The organism is Methylobacterium organophilum (assembly GCF_022533465.1).
GTDB lineage: Bacteria > Pseudomonadota > Alphaproteobacteria > Rhizobiales > Beijerinckiaceae > Methylobacterium > Methylobacterium organophilum.
On the sequence record NZ_CP092848.1, the window covers coordinates 4,542,979 to 4,557,060 of the forward strand.

Genomic DNA, 14,082 nt, shown 5'->3' on the forward strand with positions numbered 1-14,082 from the left:
CGCGGACCGCCGCCGGGAAGCGGCGGCGACGACCGGGCGGGGCCCTTTCACGGTCCCCGTATCACACCTGTTCTATGGTGAAACTGGGGCGGTGCGGCCGGCATTGGTCGCCTCGGCCCGGCGCGAGGCCTGGGGGCCGGGCCGCGACAGGGTGGCGCGCCCGGAGAAGAACTGGTCCACCGCCTTGGCCATGGAGCCGGTGACGCTGGCCCGCCAGCTCTCCGATTGCAGCTTCTCGAGGTCGCTCTTGCTCGAGAGATAGCCGAGCTCGACCAGCACGGAGGGCACGTCCGGCGAGCGCAGCACCACGAAGCCCGCCTCGCGATGGGGCTTGCTGCTCATCTCCATCACCGGGGCCATCTCCCCCATCAGGCGCCGGGCGACATTGCCGGAGAAGGTCCGGGTCTCGCGCAGGGTGAGCTCCTGCAGGATGTCGGTCACGTCCCCCGGGCCCGTGCCGGAATCGGTGCCGGCGGAGGCGTCGGCCTTGTTCTCGCGCTCGGCCAGCCGGGCGGAGGCCGCGTCGGTCGCCTTCTCGGAGCCCGTATAGATCGTGGCCCCCTTCACCTGGGGGGCGGAGGAGATCGAATCGGCGTGGATCGACACGAACAGGTCGGCCTTGGCCTCCCGGGCGATGCGCACCCGCTCGGCAAGCGGCACGAACACGTCGCGGTCGCGGGTCATGCGGATGCGGTAGCGGCCCGAGGCGCCGAGCTGCGCGGCCAGCGCCTGGGCGAAGCCGAACACGATGTCCTTCTCGAAGGCGCCGGTGGCGGCGATCGCCCCGGGATCGGTGCCGCCATGGCCGGCATCGATCACGATGAGCGGGCGGCCGTCCCCGGTCTCGGGGGCCACGGCGGCCCGCGCGGAGGGCGCGGGATCGCTCGCCACGGCGGCCTTGCGGAAGACCTCGCGCTCGACCCGCTTGAAGGTGAGGCTGAGGAGCACCGCTCCGTCGGGCTTGCGCGTCTCCGTCTCGATCCGGTCGACGATCGCCGGCCCGGCGAGATCGACCACGATCCGCGAGCGGCCCGGCGCGAACAGGCCGTAGCGGTAGGAGGCGACGAGCCCGTCGCGCTTGCGCCCGACTTCGGGGGGAAGCTGGAAATTGACTTCCGGCAGGTCGATCACGGCCCGGTCCGGCCGTTCCATCACGAAGGCCCGCGGCTCGACGGGCTGCGACAGGGTGAGGGTGAGCTTCGTGGTCGGACCCTGCGAGGCGAGCTCCGCGCCGATCGCGACGGCGCGCAGCGTGTCCTGCGCGCCGGCGCCGCCGGAGGCGCAGAGGGGCCCCACGAGCGCCAGCGCCCCCGACAGGAGGGCGGCGCGAAGGGAGCGGGCGAGGCGAGAGCGTGGCTGCATCGTTCGGCGACGTGTCCCGGTCCTTCCGATAGGGGATACGGCCAGGATGGTTAACCGTTCCTCACCCCCGCCCGGGCGATCCGTCCGGCGTTGTTGTCTCGGGGTGACAGGGCTCCCCGATCCAGCGCCGCTCCTCCACCAGGATGCGGTGCATCACCGCGATCTGTCCCGCCGGCCCGCCGAAGCTGAGGAGCGCGATCCGCGCCTAGACCCGCGCGGCCTCCGCGAAGCCGACGCCGTGCTCCGGGCCGGACGGGAAGGGGTGGGTGCATGGGCGGCACGGCAGGCTCGGCCCGGACATCCCCGGCCGGCCTGCCTCTTTGCCGAGCAAGGAAAGCTTGCAATATCCCGGTGTCGGTCTGTAATGATAGGGACCCCATTTCGAAGCACGCGCATTTCGCGGCTTCGGGAGGCCCGGGTCCGCCTCGAAGCGCCCTCCTCGCTCCTTCATCAGCAGCGTCCGACGGCGCTTCCCGGCATCCGGGCGGGTGTCGGCGATGCGTCCTTTTTTCGGGCGCGGCGCCCAGTATCGATTCGGGCCCGAAACGGCCCCCTGTTTCGCGAGGCCGGACAAACGATGGGAGGACGCACAGCAACGGCTGCCGCTGCTCGTGCCTCAACCGTGCGTGTCACCACGTGCGCGGCGCTTCGCGCCGCTCCTTCCGTCGTCCCGGCCAGTTTCAACCCCAGGCGCGCCGATGCCCGGCGCCGTACGGCGGTTGACGGCAATCCCCTCCCCTCCTCCCCCGCGGCCTCGGCGACGAGGCCGGCACGGGCGTTCCTCCGCAGGGCCTCGAGGCCCGGAGATGCGCCGCCGGGGCGCGGCTCAAGGTGTGCGACGTCGGCCGCCATGTCGAAAGTTCGTCATGGCCAACAACAAGATGCTCATCGATGCGACGCATCCGGAGGAGACCCGGGTCGTCACGGTCCACGGTTCTAGGGTCGAGGAGTTCGACTTCGAGGCCGCCAACCGCCGGCCTCTGCGTGGCAACATCTATCTCGCCAAGGTGACGCGGGTGGAGCCTTCGCTCCAGGCCGCCTTCGTGGAGTATGGCGGCAACCGCCACGGCTTCCTCGCCTTCAACGAGATCCACCCCGACTACTACCAGATCCCGATGGCCGACCGCCTCGCCCTGATCGAGGCGGAGGCGCGCGAGGAGGCGGAGCACAACGAACGCGAGGAGCGCCGCTCGCGGGGCCGGCGGTCGCGCGGCCGCCGGGCCGAGGCCGCCTCCGCCCGCTCCGACGAGACCGTGAGCGCCGGCGACGCGGCCGAGGACACGGTCGAGGCCGCCGCCGAGACCACCGCCGAGATCACGGTGGACGTGGCCGCGGAGGGCACGCCCGTCGCGTCGGCCGCGCCCGACGAGGCGGCCGTTCCCGCCGAATCCGAAGCGGCCGAGGCCGGCGAGACCGCCGCGGCGCTTCCGGAATCCGTGATCCCGCCCGCCCCCGAGCCGGCGCCCGCCGTGTCCGACGCGCCGGAGAGCCCCGCGGGCGAGACGTCCGCCGAGGCGGCGCCCGAGCCGGTGGTCGCTGCCGCCGAGGAGAGCGTCGCCGAGGAGACCGCCTCCGAAGAGACCGCTTCCGAGGGCGAGGACTCCGACGAGGACGCCTCCGACGAGGACGACGAAGAGGATGAGGACGAGTCGGATGACGAATCCGACGAGGAGTCCGACGACGAGGACGATGAGGACTCCGACGACGAGGAGTCCGAGGACGAGGACGGCGAGCCCAAGATCGCCCAGGTCGGCGGCGCGGGCGACGCGCTTGCCGAGATCCCGGAGCGTCCCCGCCCCTATCGCCGCCACTACAAGATCCAGGAGGTGATCAAGCGCCGCCAGATCATCCTCGTCCAGGTCGTCAAGGAGGAGCGCGGCACCAAGGGCGCGGCGCTGACCACCTATCTGTCGCTCGCCGGCCGCTACTCCGTGCTGATGCCGAACACCGGCCGCGGCGGCGGCATCTCCCGCAAGATCACCTCCGCCGCCGACCGCAAGCGCCTGAAGGAGGTCGTGGCCGATCTCGACGTGCCGGAGGGGATGGGCGTCATCCTGCGCACGGCGGGCGCCTCGCGCACCAAGCCGGAGATCAAGCGCGACTTCGAGTACCTGATGCGCCTGTGGGAATCGGTGCGCGAGCTGACGCTCGCCTCCACCGCCCCGGCGCTGGTCTACGAGGAGGGCTCGCTGATCAAGCGGGCGATCCGCGACCTCTACAACAAGGACATCGACGAGGTCCTCGTCTCCGGCCCCGACGCGTATCGCGAGGCCAAGGACTTCATGCGGATGCTGATGCCGCAGCAATCCAAGGTCGTGAAGCCCTATACCGAGCAGACGCCGATCTTCGCCCGCCACGGCGTCGAGCAGCAGCTCGACGCGATGTTCTCGACCCACGTGGCGCTGAAATCCGGCGGCTACCTCGTCATCAATCCGACCGAGGCGCTCGTCTCGATCGACGTGAATTCGGGACGCGCCACCCGTGAGCACGACATCGAGGACACGGCGCTGAAGACGAACCTGGAGGCGGCCGAGGAGGTCGCCCGGCAGGTGCGCCTGCGCGATCTCGCCGGCCTCGTCGTGATCGACTTCATCGACATGGAGGAGAAGCGCAACAACCGGGCGGTGGAGAAGCGCCTCAACGAGGCCCTCAAGAACGACCGGGCCCGTATCCAGGTCGGCCGGATCTCGCCCTTCGGCCTCCTCGAGATGAGCCGCCAGCGCATCCGCACCGGCGTGCTCGAATCCTCGTCGATCCCCTGCGCCCATTGCGGCGGCTCGGGCTTCGTGCGCGCGACCTCCTCGGTGGCGCTGCACATCCTGCGCTCGATCGAGGAGGCTTTGCTCAAGTCCTCGACCCACAACCTGATCCTGCGCACCCGCACCGAGGTGGCGCTCTACATCCTCAACCAGAAGCGGGCGCATCTGCGCGATCTGGAGCTGCGCTTCGGCGTCAGCATCACGATCGCCGCCGACGAGCGGCTCGCTGCCACCGCCGCCTTCCAGCTCGATCGCGGCGAGCTCGCGGTCCGCGACGCGGCGCCGGCCACCGGCGTGCGCGCGGCGGTGGTCTCCCCGGTCTACGAGCTCGAGGAGGAGGCCGAGGACGAGGAGAGCGCCGAGGGCGAGGTCGAGGCCGGCGAGGACGAGGAGGGCGCCGAGGCGCGCGACACCGCGTCCAACGACGAGGGCAACCGCCGCCGTCGCCGTCGCCGTCGCCGTCGCGGGGGCCGTGCCGGCCAGGACGACGGGCCGCGCGCCGAGGGCCAGGACGACGGCGAGTCCGACGAGGAGGACGGCCAGGAGGAGCCTCAGGACGCCCGCTCCGACGAGCTCCGGGACGAGGAGGGCGGCGAGTCCGCCGGCCCCTCCGGGGAGGAGGCCGACGAACCGGCCGCGCCGGCCGAGGCCGGCGGCAACGGCGAGGGCGGCAATGGCCGCCGCCGCCGACGCGGTCGCCGGGGCGGCCGGGGCCGGGAGCGCGGCGAGCGCGAGTCCCAGGACGGGGCCGAGGGCGACGAGGCGGCCGCTGCCCTGTCGGCGGAGGAGCCGGTCGAGGCCGAGGCGATCGAGGCGGTTGCTGCCGATCTCGGCACCACGGATCCCGACACGGCCGGCCAGACGGCGGTCGAGCTGCCGGTCGCCGAGGCCGAGGTCGCCGCGGTGGTCGCGCCGCCGGCCGCGGATGCGGAGCCCGAGAAGACCGAGCCCGCGCCCGAACCGGCCCCCGAGCCGGTCGCGGTGGTGCTCACCCCGGCCGATCCCAACCGGCCCAAGCGGGCCGGCTGGTGGTCCCGCACCAAGGCGGCGTTGACGGGCGAGTAAGGCGCCCTTCGCGTCCGCGACATCTCGGGTGTTCGAGGTGTCGCGGGCGCTCGGGCCGAAGGCCGCGAATGGTCCCGCGGCGCGCGGCGTGCTCCGCGCCTGTTCGCCGACCTCCCGACAGGTCTCCGGGGGGGCGCGCCCTCCTCGCGCGATGCGTCCGTCTCGGCATCGTGCCGCAGCGATCTCCGCATTGGGACGTTCGACTTGCACCTACAAGTCATTTGAAACTGCTCGGGCAGCTTAACCGGGAATTTAGCAATGCTTGGCATTGTCTGAAATCAGACGTGCCCATTTAGGGTTGCCATTTCTGTCCTAGGGGTGCGTCGGACAGATCATGGAGCGCGGCCGAAGCCCGGGCATATCGGGACTGGCACGCGGCCCATACTCGGATGGAGTCGCCCTTCGATGCTTCGCCTGTTCCGTCCCAAACAGGCCGCCCCGTCCATGCAGGACGTGGCCGCACTGCCGGAAGCCGTCGCCGCCGCCCCGCCTCCCGTCGCGCTTCCTGTTGCCGCGGAATCGAGCGCCCGGGAGATCGAACGGCTGCGCCGTCAGGCCGCGATCTCGGCCGAAGCCTCCGAGGCCGGCATGGCGATCGGCTGGATCACCCACGACGCCGCCCAGATCGCCGATCAGGCCCGCACCATCGCCGCGGCCGGCGAGGAGGTCTCCGCCTCGACCGGCGAGATCGCCCAGCGCTCGCAATCCGCCGCGGTCACCGCGGAGCGGGCGCGCAGCGGCATCTCCGAATGCGTCGCCGACATGGCGATGGCCAGCGAGCGCATGAAGGGCATCGAGGTGAGCGCCGGTGAGATCGCCGCCTGCCTCGCGGCTTTCGAGCGCGCCGCCTCCCAGATCGAGGAGATGGCCACGGCGATCGCCGGCATCTCCGCCCAGACCAACCTGCTCGCCCTCAACGCCACCATCGAGGCCGCCCGCGCGGGCGAGGCCGGCCGCGGCTTCGCCGTCGTCGCGGGTGAGGTGAAGGCCCTCTCCGGCCAGACCGCCAAGGCGACCGACGAGATCCGCGGCCGGCTCGCTGGCCTGCGCGGCGAGCTCAGCGCCATGCAATCCGCCGTGGGGCAGACCCGCGAAGCGGTCGCCGCCGGCGCCGGCGCCATGGCCCGGGCCAATGCCCGGGTCGAGGCGGAGAGCCTGGCGGTCGCCGAATCCGCGGGCGAGATGCGCGCCCTCGCCGACGTGATGGAGCAGCAGAAGCTCGCCGTCGCCGAGATCTCGTCGAGCGTCGAGCGCATCGCCACCGGCACGGACAAGGCCCGCGGCGAGATCGCCGACGCGATCGGCCGCCTCACCACGCTGGAGACGATGAGCCTCGACGCCTTGTCCAAGGGCGTCGAGGCGGGGCTGCCCGGCGCCCGTCTCGCCCGGCTGCCCGCCGATCTCGGCGCCTGGCGCCGCCACATGGCCGCCGTCCTGGTCGGGCTCAAGCCGGCGAACGCCTCCGCCGCGGTCTGCCCCGGCGGCGAGGCCGGGCTGGAGGAGAGCCTGCGCCGGATCGTGGCCGCGGCCGCGAAATCCGCCGCCGCCACGGTCGAGCAGGTCAAGGCGTCCGACTGGGGGGCGGCCACCGAGTCCTTCCGCGCCTTCGAGGCCGCGGCCAAGGAGGCCGCGACCCTCGCGGGGGCGACGGCGCCCAAGGGCTTGGCGCCCGAGACTCTGGCGCCCGAGACTCTGGCGGCCTGATCCGCGACCGGCGAGAGAACACGGCGCCCCCTTCGCCACGGCGAAGGGGGCGTTTCGCGTTGTTAGCGCAGCCAGTCCCGCAGGCGCCGCACCGCCTCCTCGCATTCGGCCGTCGCGCCGGCGAAGGAGAACCGGACGTGGTGGTGGCCCTCGTCGGGGTCGAAATCGAGGCCCGGGGTGGCGGCCACCCCCGCCTCGTCCAGCATCCGCCGGCAGAAGGCGCTGGCGTCGTTGGTGAGCCGCCCGACATCGGCATAGAGGTAGAAGGCCCCGTCGACGGGGTGCACCTCGCCGAGGCCGATCGCGGGCAGCGCGTCGAGGAGGAGCGCCCGGTTGCGCGCGTAGCCGTCCCGGATCGCGTGGGTCTCGTCGAGGGCGTCGAAGGCCGCCAGCGCCGCGACCTGCGAGAGATAGGGCGCGGAGATGTAGAGATTCTGGGCGAGCCGCTCGACCGGGCGCACGAGCTCCTCCGGCACGACCATCCAGCCGATGCGCCAGCCGGTCATGCAATAGAATTTCGAGAACGAGTTGATGATGACGGCGCGCGGGTCGAATTGCAGCGCGGTCGCCGTCGGCACCCCGTAGCTGAGCCCGTGATAGATCTCGTCGGAGACGAAGGGCAGGCCGAGATCGGCCGCGGTGACGCAGAGCTCCGCCAGCCGGGCCGGATCGATCACGGTTCCCGAAGGATTGGCCGGGCTCATCACCAGCACGCCGGAGAGCGGGTTCTCCGCATGGGCCGCGCGGATCAGGTCGCCCGTCGGCGCGAAGCGGTCGGCCCTGCGCAGCACCAGGGGGGCGGGCACGAGGTCGAGGGCGGTGAGGATGTTGCGGTAGGCGGGATAGCCCGGCTGCGGCACGCCCACCCGCGCGCCGGCCTCGAACAGGGCGAGGAAGGCGAGCACGAAGCCCGCCGAGGAGCCCGTCGTCACCACCACCCGCTCCGGGGCGACCGCGACGCCGTAGGTCTCGGCGTAGTGGCGGCCGATGCGCTCCCGCAGGGACGGCAGGCCGAGGGCTTCCGTATAGGGCATGCGCCCGTCGGCGAGGGCGGCCTGGGCGGCGGCGATGACCGGCCGCGGGGCCGGGGCCGAGGGCTGGCCCACCTCCATATGCACCACGTCGACGCCGCTGCGCCGCTTGGCGGCGGCCGCCGCCATCACGTCCATGGCGAGGAAGGGCGCCACCGCCGCCGCGCGCCGGGAGATGGCGAGGGCCGGGCGGTCGAGGGTCGGGTCGCAGCGCACGCTGTCGGGCTCCGTGGGAAGGCGGCCGGGGAAGGAGGCCAGAGGCGCGGCCTAGCGCCGATGGGGCCGGGGCTCAATTCCCGTCGCGCCGAAACCGGGCCGCCGGAATTTGCCGCCCGCCGCGAAAACGCCTAACCCCGTGCCTACACGATGGGTCAGGGCCGCCCCGCGTTTCGCGAGAAGGGCCGCCCGGCGCTTCCGAGGACATCGATGCCCCTGTTCCGCTCCGTCTCCGCCCTCGCGCTGCTCGCCGTCCTCGGCGTTTCCGCGCCCGCCGCCGCGCAGGAACCCGCCCAGACCGCCGCGCAGGCGGCCCAGGAGAGCGCACCCTTCACGGACGCGCAGCGCAAGGCGATCGAGGCGATCGTCAAGGACTACCTCGTCAAGAACCCGGAGGTGCTGCAGGAGGCGATCGCCGAGGGCGAGCGCCGCGCCCAGGAGACGCAGCGCCTCGCCCAGGCCGCCGCCATCAAGGAGGCGCGGGAGGCCCTGACCAACTCGCCCAACGGCGTGATCGCGGGCAATCTCAACGGCGACGTCACCCTGGTCGAGTTCTTCGACTACAATTGCGGCTATTGCCGGAAGGCCTTCTTCGACCTCCAGGCGCTGATGAAGTCCGACCCGAAGCTGCGCGTCGTGCTGAAGGATTTCCCCGTGCTCGGCGCGGAATCCCTCGAGGCGAGCAAGCTGGCGCTCGCCGCCAAGCTGCAGCTCAAGGGCGACAGGATGTTCGACTTCCACGGCAAGCTCCTGGAGAGCAAGGGCCGCGTGAACGGGGAGCGGGCGCTCGCCCTCGCCAAGGAATTCGGCCTCGACCTGGAGAAGCTGAAGAAGGACGCGCAGGGCCCCGAGGTGAAGGCGGCGCTCGCCGAGAACATGGGCCTCGGCGACAAGCTCGGCCTCTCGGGCACCCCGGCCTTCATCGTCGGCGAGGAGATCCTGCCCGGCGCGGTCGGCCTGGAGCCGATGAAGAAGACCGTCAACGACGTGCGCCAGTGCGGCCACGCCAGCTGCTGAGGATGCGGGCGGGCGACTTGTCGCGGGCTTCGCCGGTCGTCTAAGACCGCGGCTCGCCAGGGGGCATGCCCGCCTCCGCACGAACCGGAGCCTTCGAACCCGGTCCCATGATCGCCATTCACGTTCTCAACGGGCCGAACCTCAACCTTCTCGGGCGCCGCGAGCCCGGGATCTACGGGTCCGCGACCCTCGCCGATATCGAGCGGGAGCTGCGCGGCCGGGCCGGGGGGCTCGGCGTGGCTCTGAGCTTCCGCCAGAGCAACCACGAGGGCGAGCTCGTCACCTGGGTTCAGGAGGCGGGCGCGGCCGGCGCCGGCGTGCTCCTCAATGCGGGCGCCTATACCCACACCTCCATCGCGCTCCGCGACGCGATCGCCGGGGCCGGGGTCACCGCCGTCGAGATCCACCTCTCGAACGTGCATGCCCGGGAATCCTTCCGCCACGTCTCGATGATCGCCCCGGTCTGTGCCGGGGTTGTCTGCGGGTTCGGCGCCTACAGCTACGTGGCCGGGCTCGACGCCCTGACCCATCTCCTGCGCGGGCGCGCCGCGCCCCGATCCACTTCCCAAGAACGCTAAAGAGCCGATGGCCAAGAACGACCCCTTCGATCCCGAGCTCGTGCGCGAGCTCGCCAAGATGATCGCCGAGACGGGCCTGAGCGAGATCGAGGTCGAGAAGGGCGACCTGCGCATCCGCGTCGCCCGCACGCCGGAGCCGGTCTCGGTGCAGGTGGCGAACGCGGTGCCCGCCCCCGTCCTCGCCGCCGCGGCCCCCGTCGCCGCGCCCGCCCCGGCGCCGGCCGTGCCGGCCAAGGCCGGGGCCGGCCATCCGGGCGCCGTGCCCTCCCCCATGGTCGGCACCGCCTATCGCCGCCCCTCGCCCGATGCCAAGCCCTTCGTCGAGATCGGCGCCAAGGTGCAGGCCGGCGACAAGCTCCTGCTCGTCGAGGCGATGAAGACGTTCAACGAGATCGTGGCGCCGCGGGCCGGCACCGTCACCGCGATCTTCATCGAAGACGGGCAGCCGGTCGAGTACGGCGAGCCCCTCCTCGTCCTCGAGTGACCGGCGGCCGATGTTCGACAAGATCCTGATCGCCAATCGCGGCGAGATCGCCCTGCGCATCCTCCGGGCCGCCAAGGAGCTCGGCATTGCCACGGTCGCCGTGCATTCGACGGCCGATGCCGATGCGATGCATGTGCGGCTCGCCGACGAGAGCGTCTGCATCGGGCCGCCCGCCGCGCGCGACAGCTACCTCAACATCCCGTCGATCATCGCGGCCTGCGAGATCACGGGCGCGGACGCGGTGCATCCCGGCTACGGCTTCCTCTCGGAGAATGCCCGCTTCGCCGAGGTGCTGGCGCATCACAATATCGGCTTCATCGGCCCCAAGGCCGAGCATATCCGGGTGATGGGCGACAAGATCGAGGCCAAGCGCACCGCCAAGCGCCTCGGCATTCCCTGCGTGCCGGGTTCGGAAGGCGGGGTCACGGATGTCGAGGAGGCCAAGAAGGTCGCCGCCGAGATCGGCTATCCGGTCCTCGTCAAGGCGGCCTCCGGCGGCGGCGGCCGCGGCATGAAGGTGGCCCGCACCGAGGCCGACCTGGAGCAGGCCCTGGGCATTGCCCGCACCGAGGCCAAGGCCGCCTTCGGCGACGACGCGGTCTATCTGGAGAAGTATCTGGAGAAGCCCCGCCATATCGAGGTGCAGATCCTCGGCGACGGCCAGGGCAACGCCGTGCATCTCGCCGAGCGCGACTGCTCCCTGCAGCGGCGCCACCAGAAGGTCTGGGAGGAGGGCGGCTCCCCCGTCCTCAACGAGGCGATGCGCGCCGAGATCGGCGGCGTCTGCGCCCATGCCATGCGCGAGCTCGGCTATCTCGGCGCCGGCACCATCGAGTTCCTCTACGAGGACGGGCGCTTCTACTTCATCGAGATGAACACCCGCATCCAGGTGGAGCACCCCGTCACCGAGATGATCACCGGGATCGACCTCGTGAACGAGCAGATCCGGGTCGCGGCCGGGGGCGGCCTCTCCGTCGGCCAGGACGACATCAAGGTCGAGGGCCACGCCATCGAGTGCCGGATCAATGCCGAGCATCCGGCGACCTTCCGGCCCTCGCCCGGCACCATCACCTATTACCATCCGCCGGGCGGCCTCGGGGTGCGCGTCGATTCCGCCGCCTTCCAGGGCTACCGGATCCCGCCGAACTACGATTCCCTCATCGGCAAGCTGATCGTGCATGGCCGCACCCGCAACGAGTGCCTGATGCGGCTGCGGCGGGCGCTGGACGAGTTCGTGGTCGACGGCGTCGACACCACCCTCCCCCTGTTCCGGACCCTGGTGCGCAACCAGGACGTTCTGAACGGGGCCTACGACATCCACTGGCTCGAGGGCTTCCTGGAGCGCGAGGCGGCCGGGGCCTGAGGCCGCTGGCCGGGATCGCCGACATCGTTGAGGCGGTGAAAGAGCTTTCCCGCCCAATCGCCTGATCTTCCTCTGACCTTTTCAGGTTGCGCCGCCGCCGATCCTCCGGGTCGGACGGCCTGTCCCCATGCCTGGAGCAGGCCGCCGCCCGGTCCGATGCGACCTTCGGGCGACACTCTCCCACCGCCGCGCACCCGGTCCGACATGGATGATGGCGCTGTCATCGCATTGTCGGCAAACACCGTTGTGGTCGCAACGGAGCGCGCGGCGGCCGAGCGATAATAAGTCAATTGTATGATTTATAGCTTGTGCTATGTCTGACGGCGGTTACACGCGAACGGACGAGTCTTGAGGGTGGCGGGCATGGTCATGGCCGGAGGCGGGCAGCGGGCGGCACGGGACAGGAGGCGCGCCCGCCCCCTTTCTCTCCCCCTCCCCCTGCTTCTCGTCGCCATCTCCGCGCCGGTCCTCGCGGCCGACCCCGCCGCGGTGAAGGCGCCGGACTTCGTGGACTGGTCGGGTGGCTATGCCGGGATCGAGGGAAGCGCCGGCGCGTCCTTCGGGGCCTTCGGCTTCGGGCCGACGCGGGTCGGCGGTCGGAGCGTGGGCACCTTCCGGACGGGGGATTCCACCGGCAGCGCCGATCTCGGCCGGGATGCGACCACGGCGGTGGGCGGGGGCTTCGCCGGCTGGAACTGGCAGACGGGCCCCTATGTCTACGGCCTGGAAGCGGATCTCGTCGGCATCAACCTGAAGCGCGCCGTCTCCTCCGCGGTTCCCGGCCTCGGCTACGAGGATCTCGGCACGGCCTTCCCGGTCATCCGCGAGAAGACCGATCGGATCGGCGCGGCGCGCCTGCGGCTCGGCTACGCCTTCGGCGCCAATCTGGTCTATGCCACGGCCGGCCTCGCCGCGGCGAACGGCCGGGTGCTCGCCACCTATCCGGATCTCGCCGGGGGCACGGTGGCGACGCCCTCCCGCGACGTGTCCTATCTTGGCTTCACCCTGGGCGCGGGCGTGCAGTTCGCGGTCTCGCCGCACCTCTCCCTCGGGGTCGATTACCGCTACAGCGATCTCGGCGCGAGCGGGCGCTTCGATCTGGGCGTCCTGCCGGGCGCCGCCGGCGGCCCGGTCTCGACCCGCAGCCACTTCGTCTCGAACGAGATGATGGCGCGCATCATCTGGCATCCCGAGGCTCTGGCGCTGCCCGCCGACGAAGCCGTCGATGCGTCCTCCGGCAGCGAGCGGCGCTTCTCGCTCCATGGGCAGGTCACCTTCGTCAACCAGGGCGTCAGTGGCTTCCGGGAGGCCTATCGCGGTCCCAACAGCCTGATCCCCGACCAGGCCCAGGCGACCACCACCGGCACGGCCTTCCTCGGGCTGAAGCTGTGGGAGGGGACGGAACTCTACTACAACCCGGAATTCAGCCAGGGCTTCGGCCTGTCGCGGACGCTGGGCGTGGCCGGCTTCGTCAACGGCGAGGCGCAGAAGGCGGGCGCGCCTTTCCCGAAGCTGCGCTCCAACCGCTACTTCCTCCGCCAGACCTTCAGCCTCGGCGGCGGCACCGAGGAGGTGCCGGACGCGCCGAATTCCATCGCGGGCAGCCGCGACGTCGAGCGCATCACCGTGGTGTTCGGCAAGTTCGCCCTCGGCGATTTCTTCGACGGCAATGCCTATGCCCACGACCCCCGGGTCGACTTCATGAACTGGGGCCTGTGGGGCTCGGCGGCCTACGACTTCCCGGCCAACCTCCCCGGCTACACGCAGGGGCTGATGGTGGAATACAACCGCGCCGAATTCGCCCTGCGCGCCGCCTATACCCAGGTGCCGAAAGAGCCCTCCAGCGACGTGCTCGACCCGCGGGTGTTCGAGCGGGCCGGCACCACGGTGGAATTCGAGGAGCGCCACACCCTTCCCGTGCTGGAGCAGCCCGGCAAGCTGCGCGTCGGCGTCTTCTCCAATGTCGGCAACACCGCCGATTATCGGCAGGTCGTGGCGCTGACGCAGGCCGGCCTGTTCGCCGACATCAACGACGCCGCGGCGGCCGCCCGCGCCCCCCGGCGCAAGAGCGGCGTCTATCTCAACCTCGAACAGGCGCTCACCGCCGATCTCGGGTTGTTCGCCCGGGCGAGCTGGGGCGACGGCCGCAGCGAGAACCTGTCCTTCACCGATGTCGATTCCTCGATCTCCGGCGGCCTGTCGCTGCGCGGCACGGCCTGGGGGCGCCCCTCCGATACGATCGGCATCGGCGCCTCGCAGAACGGCCTCTCCCCCGCCCACCGCGCATTCTTCGCCCATGGCGGCCTCGGCCTCCTCATCGGCGACGGGCGGCTGACCTACGCGCCGGAGCGGGCCGTCGAGGTCTACTACGCCCTGAGCCTGACCAAGGCCGTCACGCTGAGCCTCGACTACCAGCACGTCGAGAACCCCGCCTATAACCGCGACCGGGGTCCCGCCGACTTCCTGGGCACGCGCCTGCACGCAGACTTTTAGGCGGCCCTGG

General features: G+C 71.5%; 9 protein-coding genes and 1 pseudogene. 7 read left to right on the forward strand and 3 right to left on the reverse strand.

The features are described from left to right. Positions 1-72: 72 nt before the first annotated feature. Together MMB17_RS21455 and MMB17_RS21460 are read right to left on the reverse strand one after the other, a co-directional pair. Entirely contained in the window at positions 73-1,362 is a 1,290-nt protein-coding gene (locus MMB17_RS21455; RefSeq protein WP_241100216.1) for an N-acetylmuramoyl-L-alanine amidase, read from the reverse strand. Between the two features lie 112 nt (positions 1,363-1,474). Continuing rightward, positions 1,475-1,663, reverse strand: a pseudogene (locus MMB17_RS21460) (chromate transporter); the annotation flags it as partial. Positions 1,664-2,228: 565 nt separating this feature from the next. Here MMB17_RS21460 and MMB17_RS21465 point away from each other — a divergent pair. Then, a complete protein-coding gene (locus MMB17_RS21465; protein ID WP_241100217.1) occupies positions 2,229-5,186 on the forward strand; it encodes an Rne/Rng family ribonuclease in 2,958 nt (985 codons plus the stop codon). Between the two features lie 405 nt (positions 5,187-5,591). Further along, entirely contained in the window at positions 5,592-6,890 is a 1,299-nt protein-coding gene (locus tag MMB17_RS21470; protein ID WP_238310664.1) for a methyl-accepting chemotaxis protein, read from the forward strand. A gap of 62 nt (positions 6,891-6,952) precedes the next feature. On the opposite strand, the gene MMB17_RS21475 is transcribed toward MMB17_RS21470, so the two are convergent. Further along, a complete protein-coding gene (locus tag MMB17_RS21475) occupies positions 6,953-8,059 on the reverse strand; it encodes a pyridoxal phosphate-dependent aminotransferase (protein WP_241102257.1) in 1,107 nt (368 codons plus the stop codon). Between the two features lie 288 nt (positions 8,060-8,347). Here MMB17_RS21475 and MMB17_RS21480 point away from each other — a divergent pair, with 288 nt between their 5' ends. The 5 genes from MMB17_RS21480 to MMB17_RS21500 all read left to right on the forward strand — a co-directional run bounded on the left by MMB17_RS21480 (position 8,348) and on the right by MMB17_RS21500 (position 14,072). After that, positions 8,348-9,154 (forward strand): DsbA family protein, encoded by an 807-nt coding sequence (locus tag MMB17_RS21480; RefSeq protein ID WP_238310663.1) that lies wholly within the window; start codon positions 8,348-8,350, stop codon positions 9,152-9,154. A 107-nt stretch (positions 9,155-9,261) separates the two neighbouring features. Further along, positions 9,262-9,732 carry a type II 3-dehydroquinate dehydratase gene (gene aroQ, locus MMB17_RS21485; RefSeq protein ID WP_238310662.1) on the forward strand — a complete coding sequence of 157 codons (471 nt, stop codon included), beginning with the start codon at positions 9,262-9,264 and terminating at the stop codon, positions 9,730-9,732. Positions 9,733-9,739: 7 nt separating this feature from the next. Then, on the forward strand, positions 9,740-10,216 hold the full coding sequence (accB, locus tag MMB17_RS21490; RefSeq protein WP_238310661.1) for an acetyl-CoA carboxylase biotin carboxyl carrier protein: 477 nt from the start codon (positions 9,740-9,742) through the stop codon (positions 10,214-10,216). Positions 10,217-10,226: 10 nt separating this feature from the next. Next, positions 10,227-11,579, forward strand: a complete 1,353-nt coding sequence (gene accC / locus MMB17_RS21495; protein ID WP_241100218.1) for an acetyl-CoA carboxylase biotin carboxylase subunit — start codon at positions 10,227-10,229, stop codon at positions 11,577-11,579. A gap of 363 nt (positions 11,580-11,942) precedes the next feature. Then, on the forward strand, positions 11,943-14,072 hold the full coding sequence (locus MMB17_RS21500) for a carbohydrate porin (RefSeq protein ID WP_241102258.1): 2,130 nt from the start codon (positions 11,943-11,945) through the stop codon (positions 14,070-14,072). Positions 14,073-14,082: the final 10 nt, after the last annotated feature.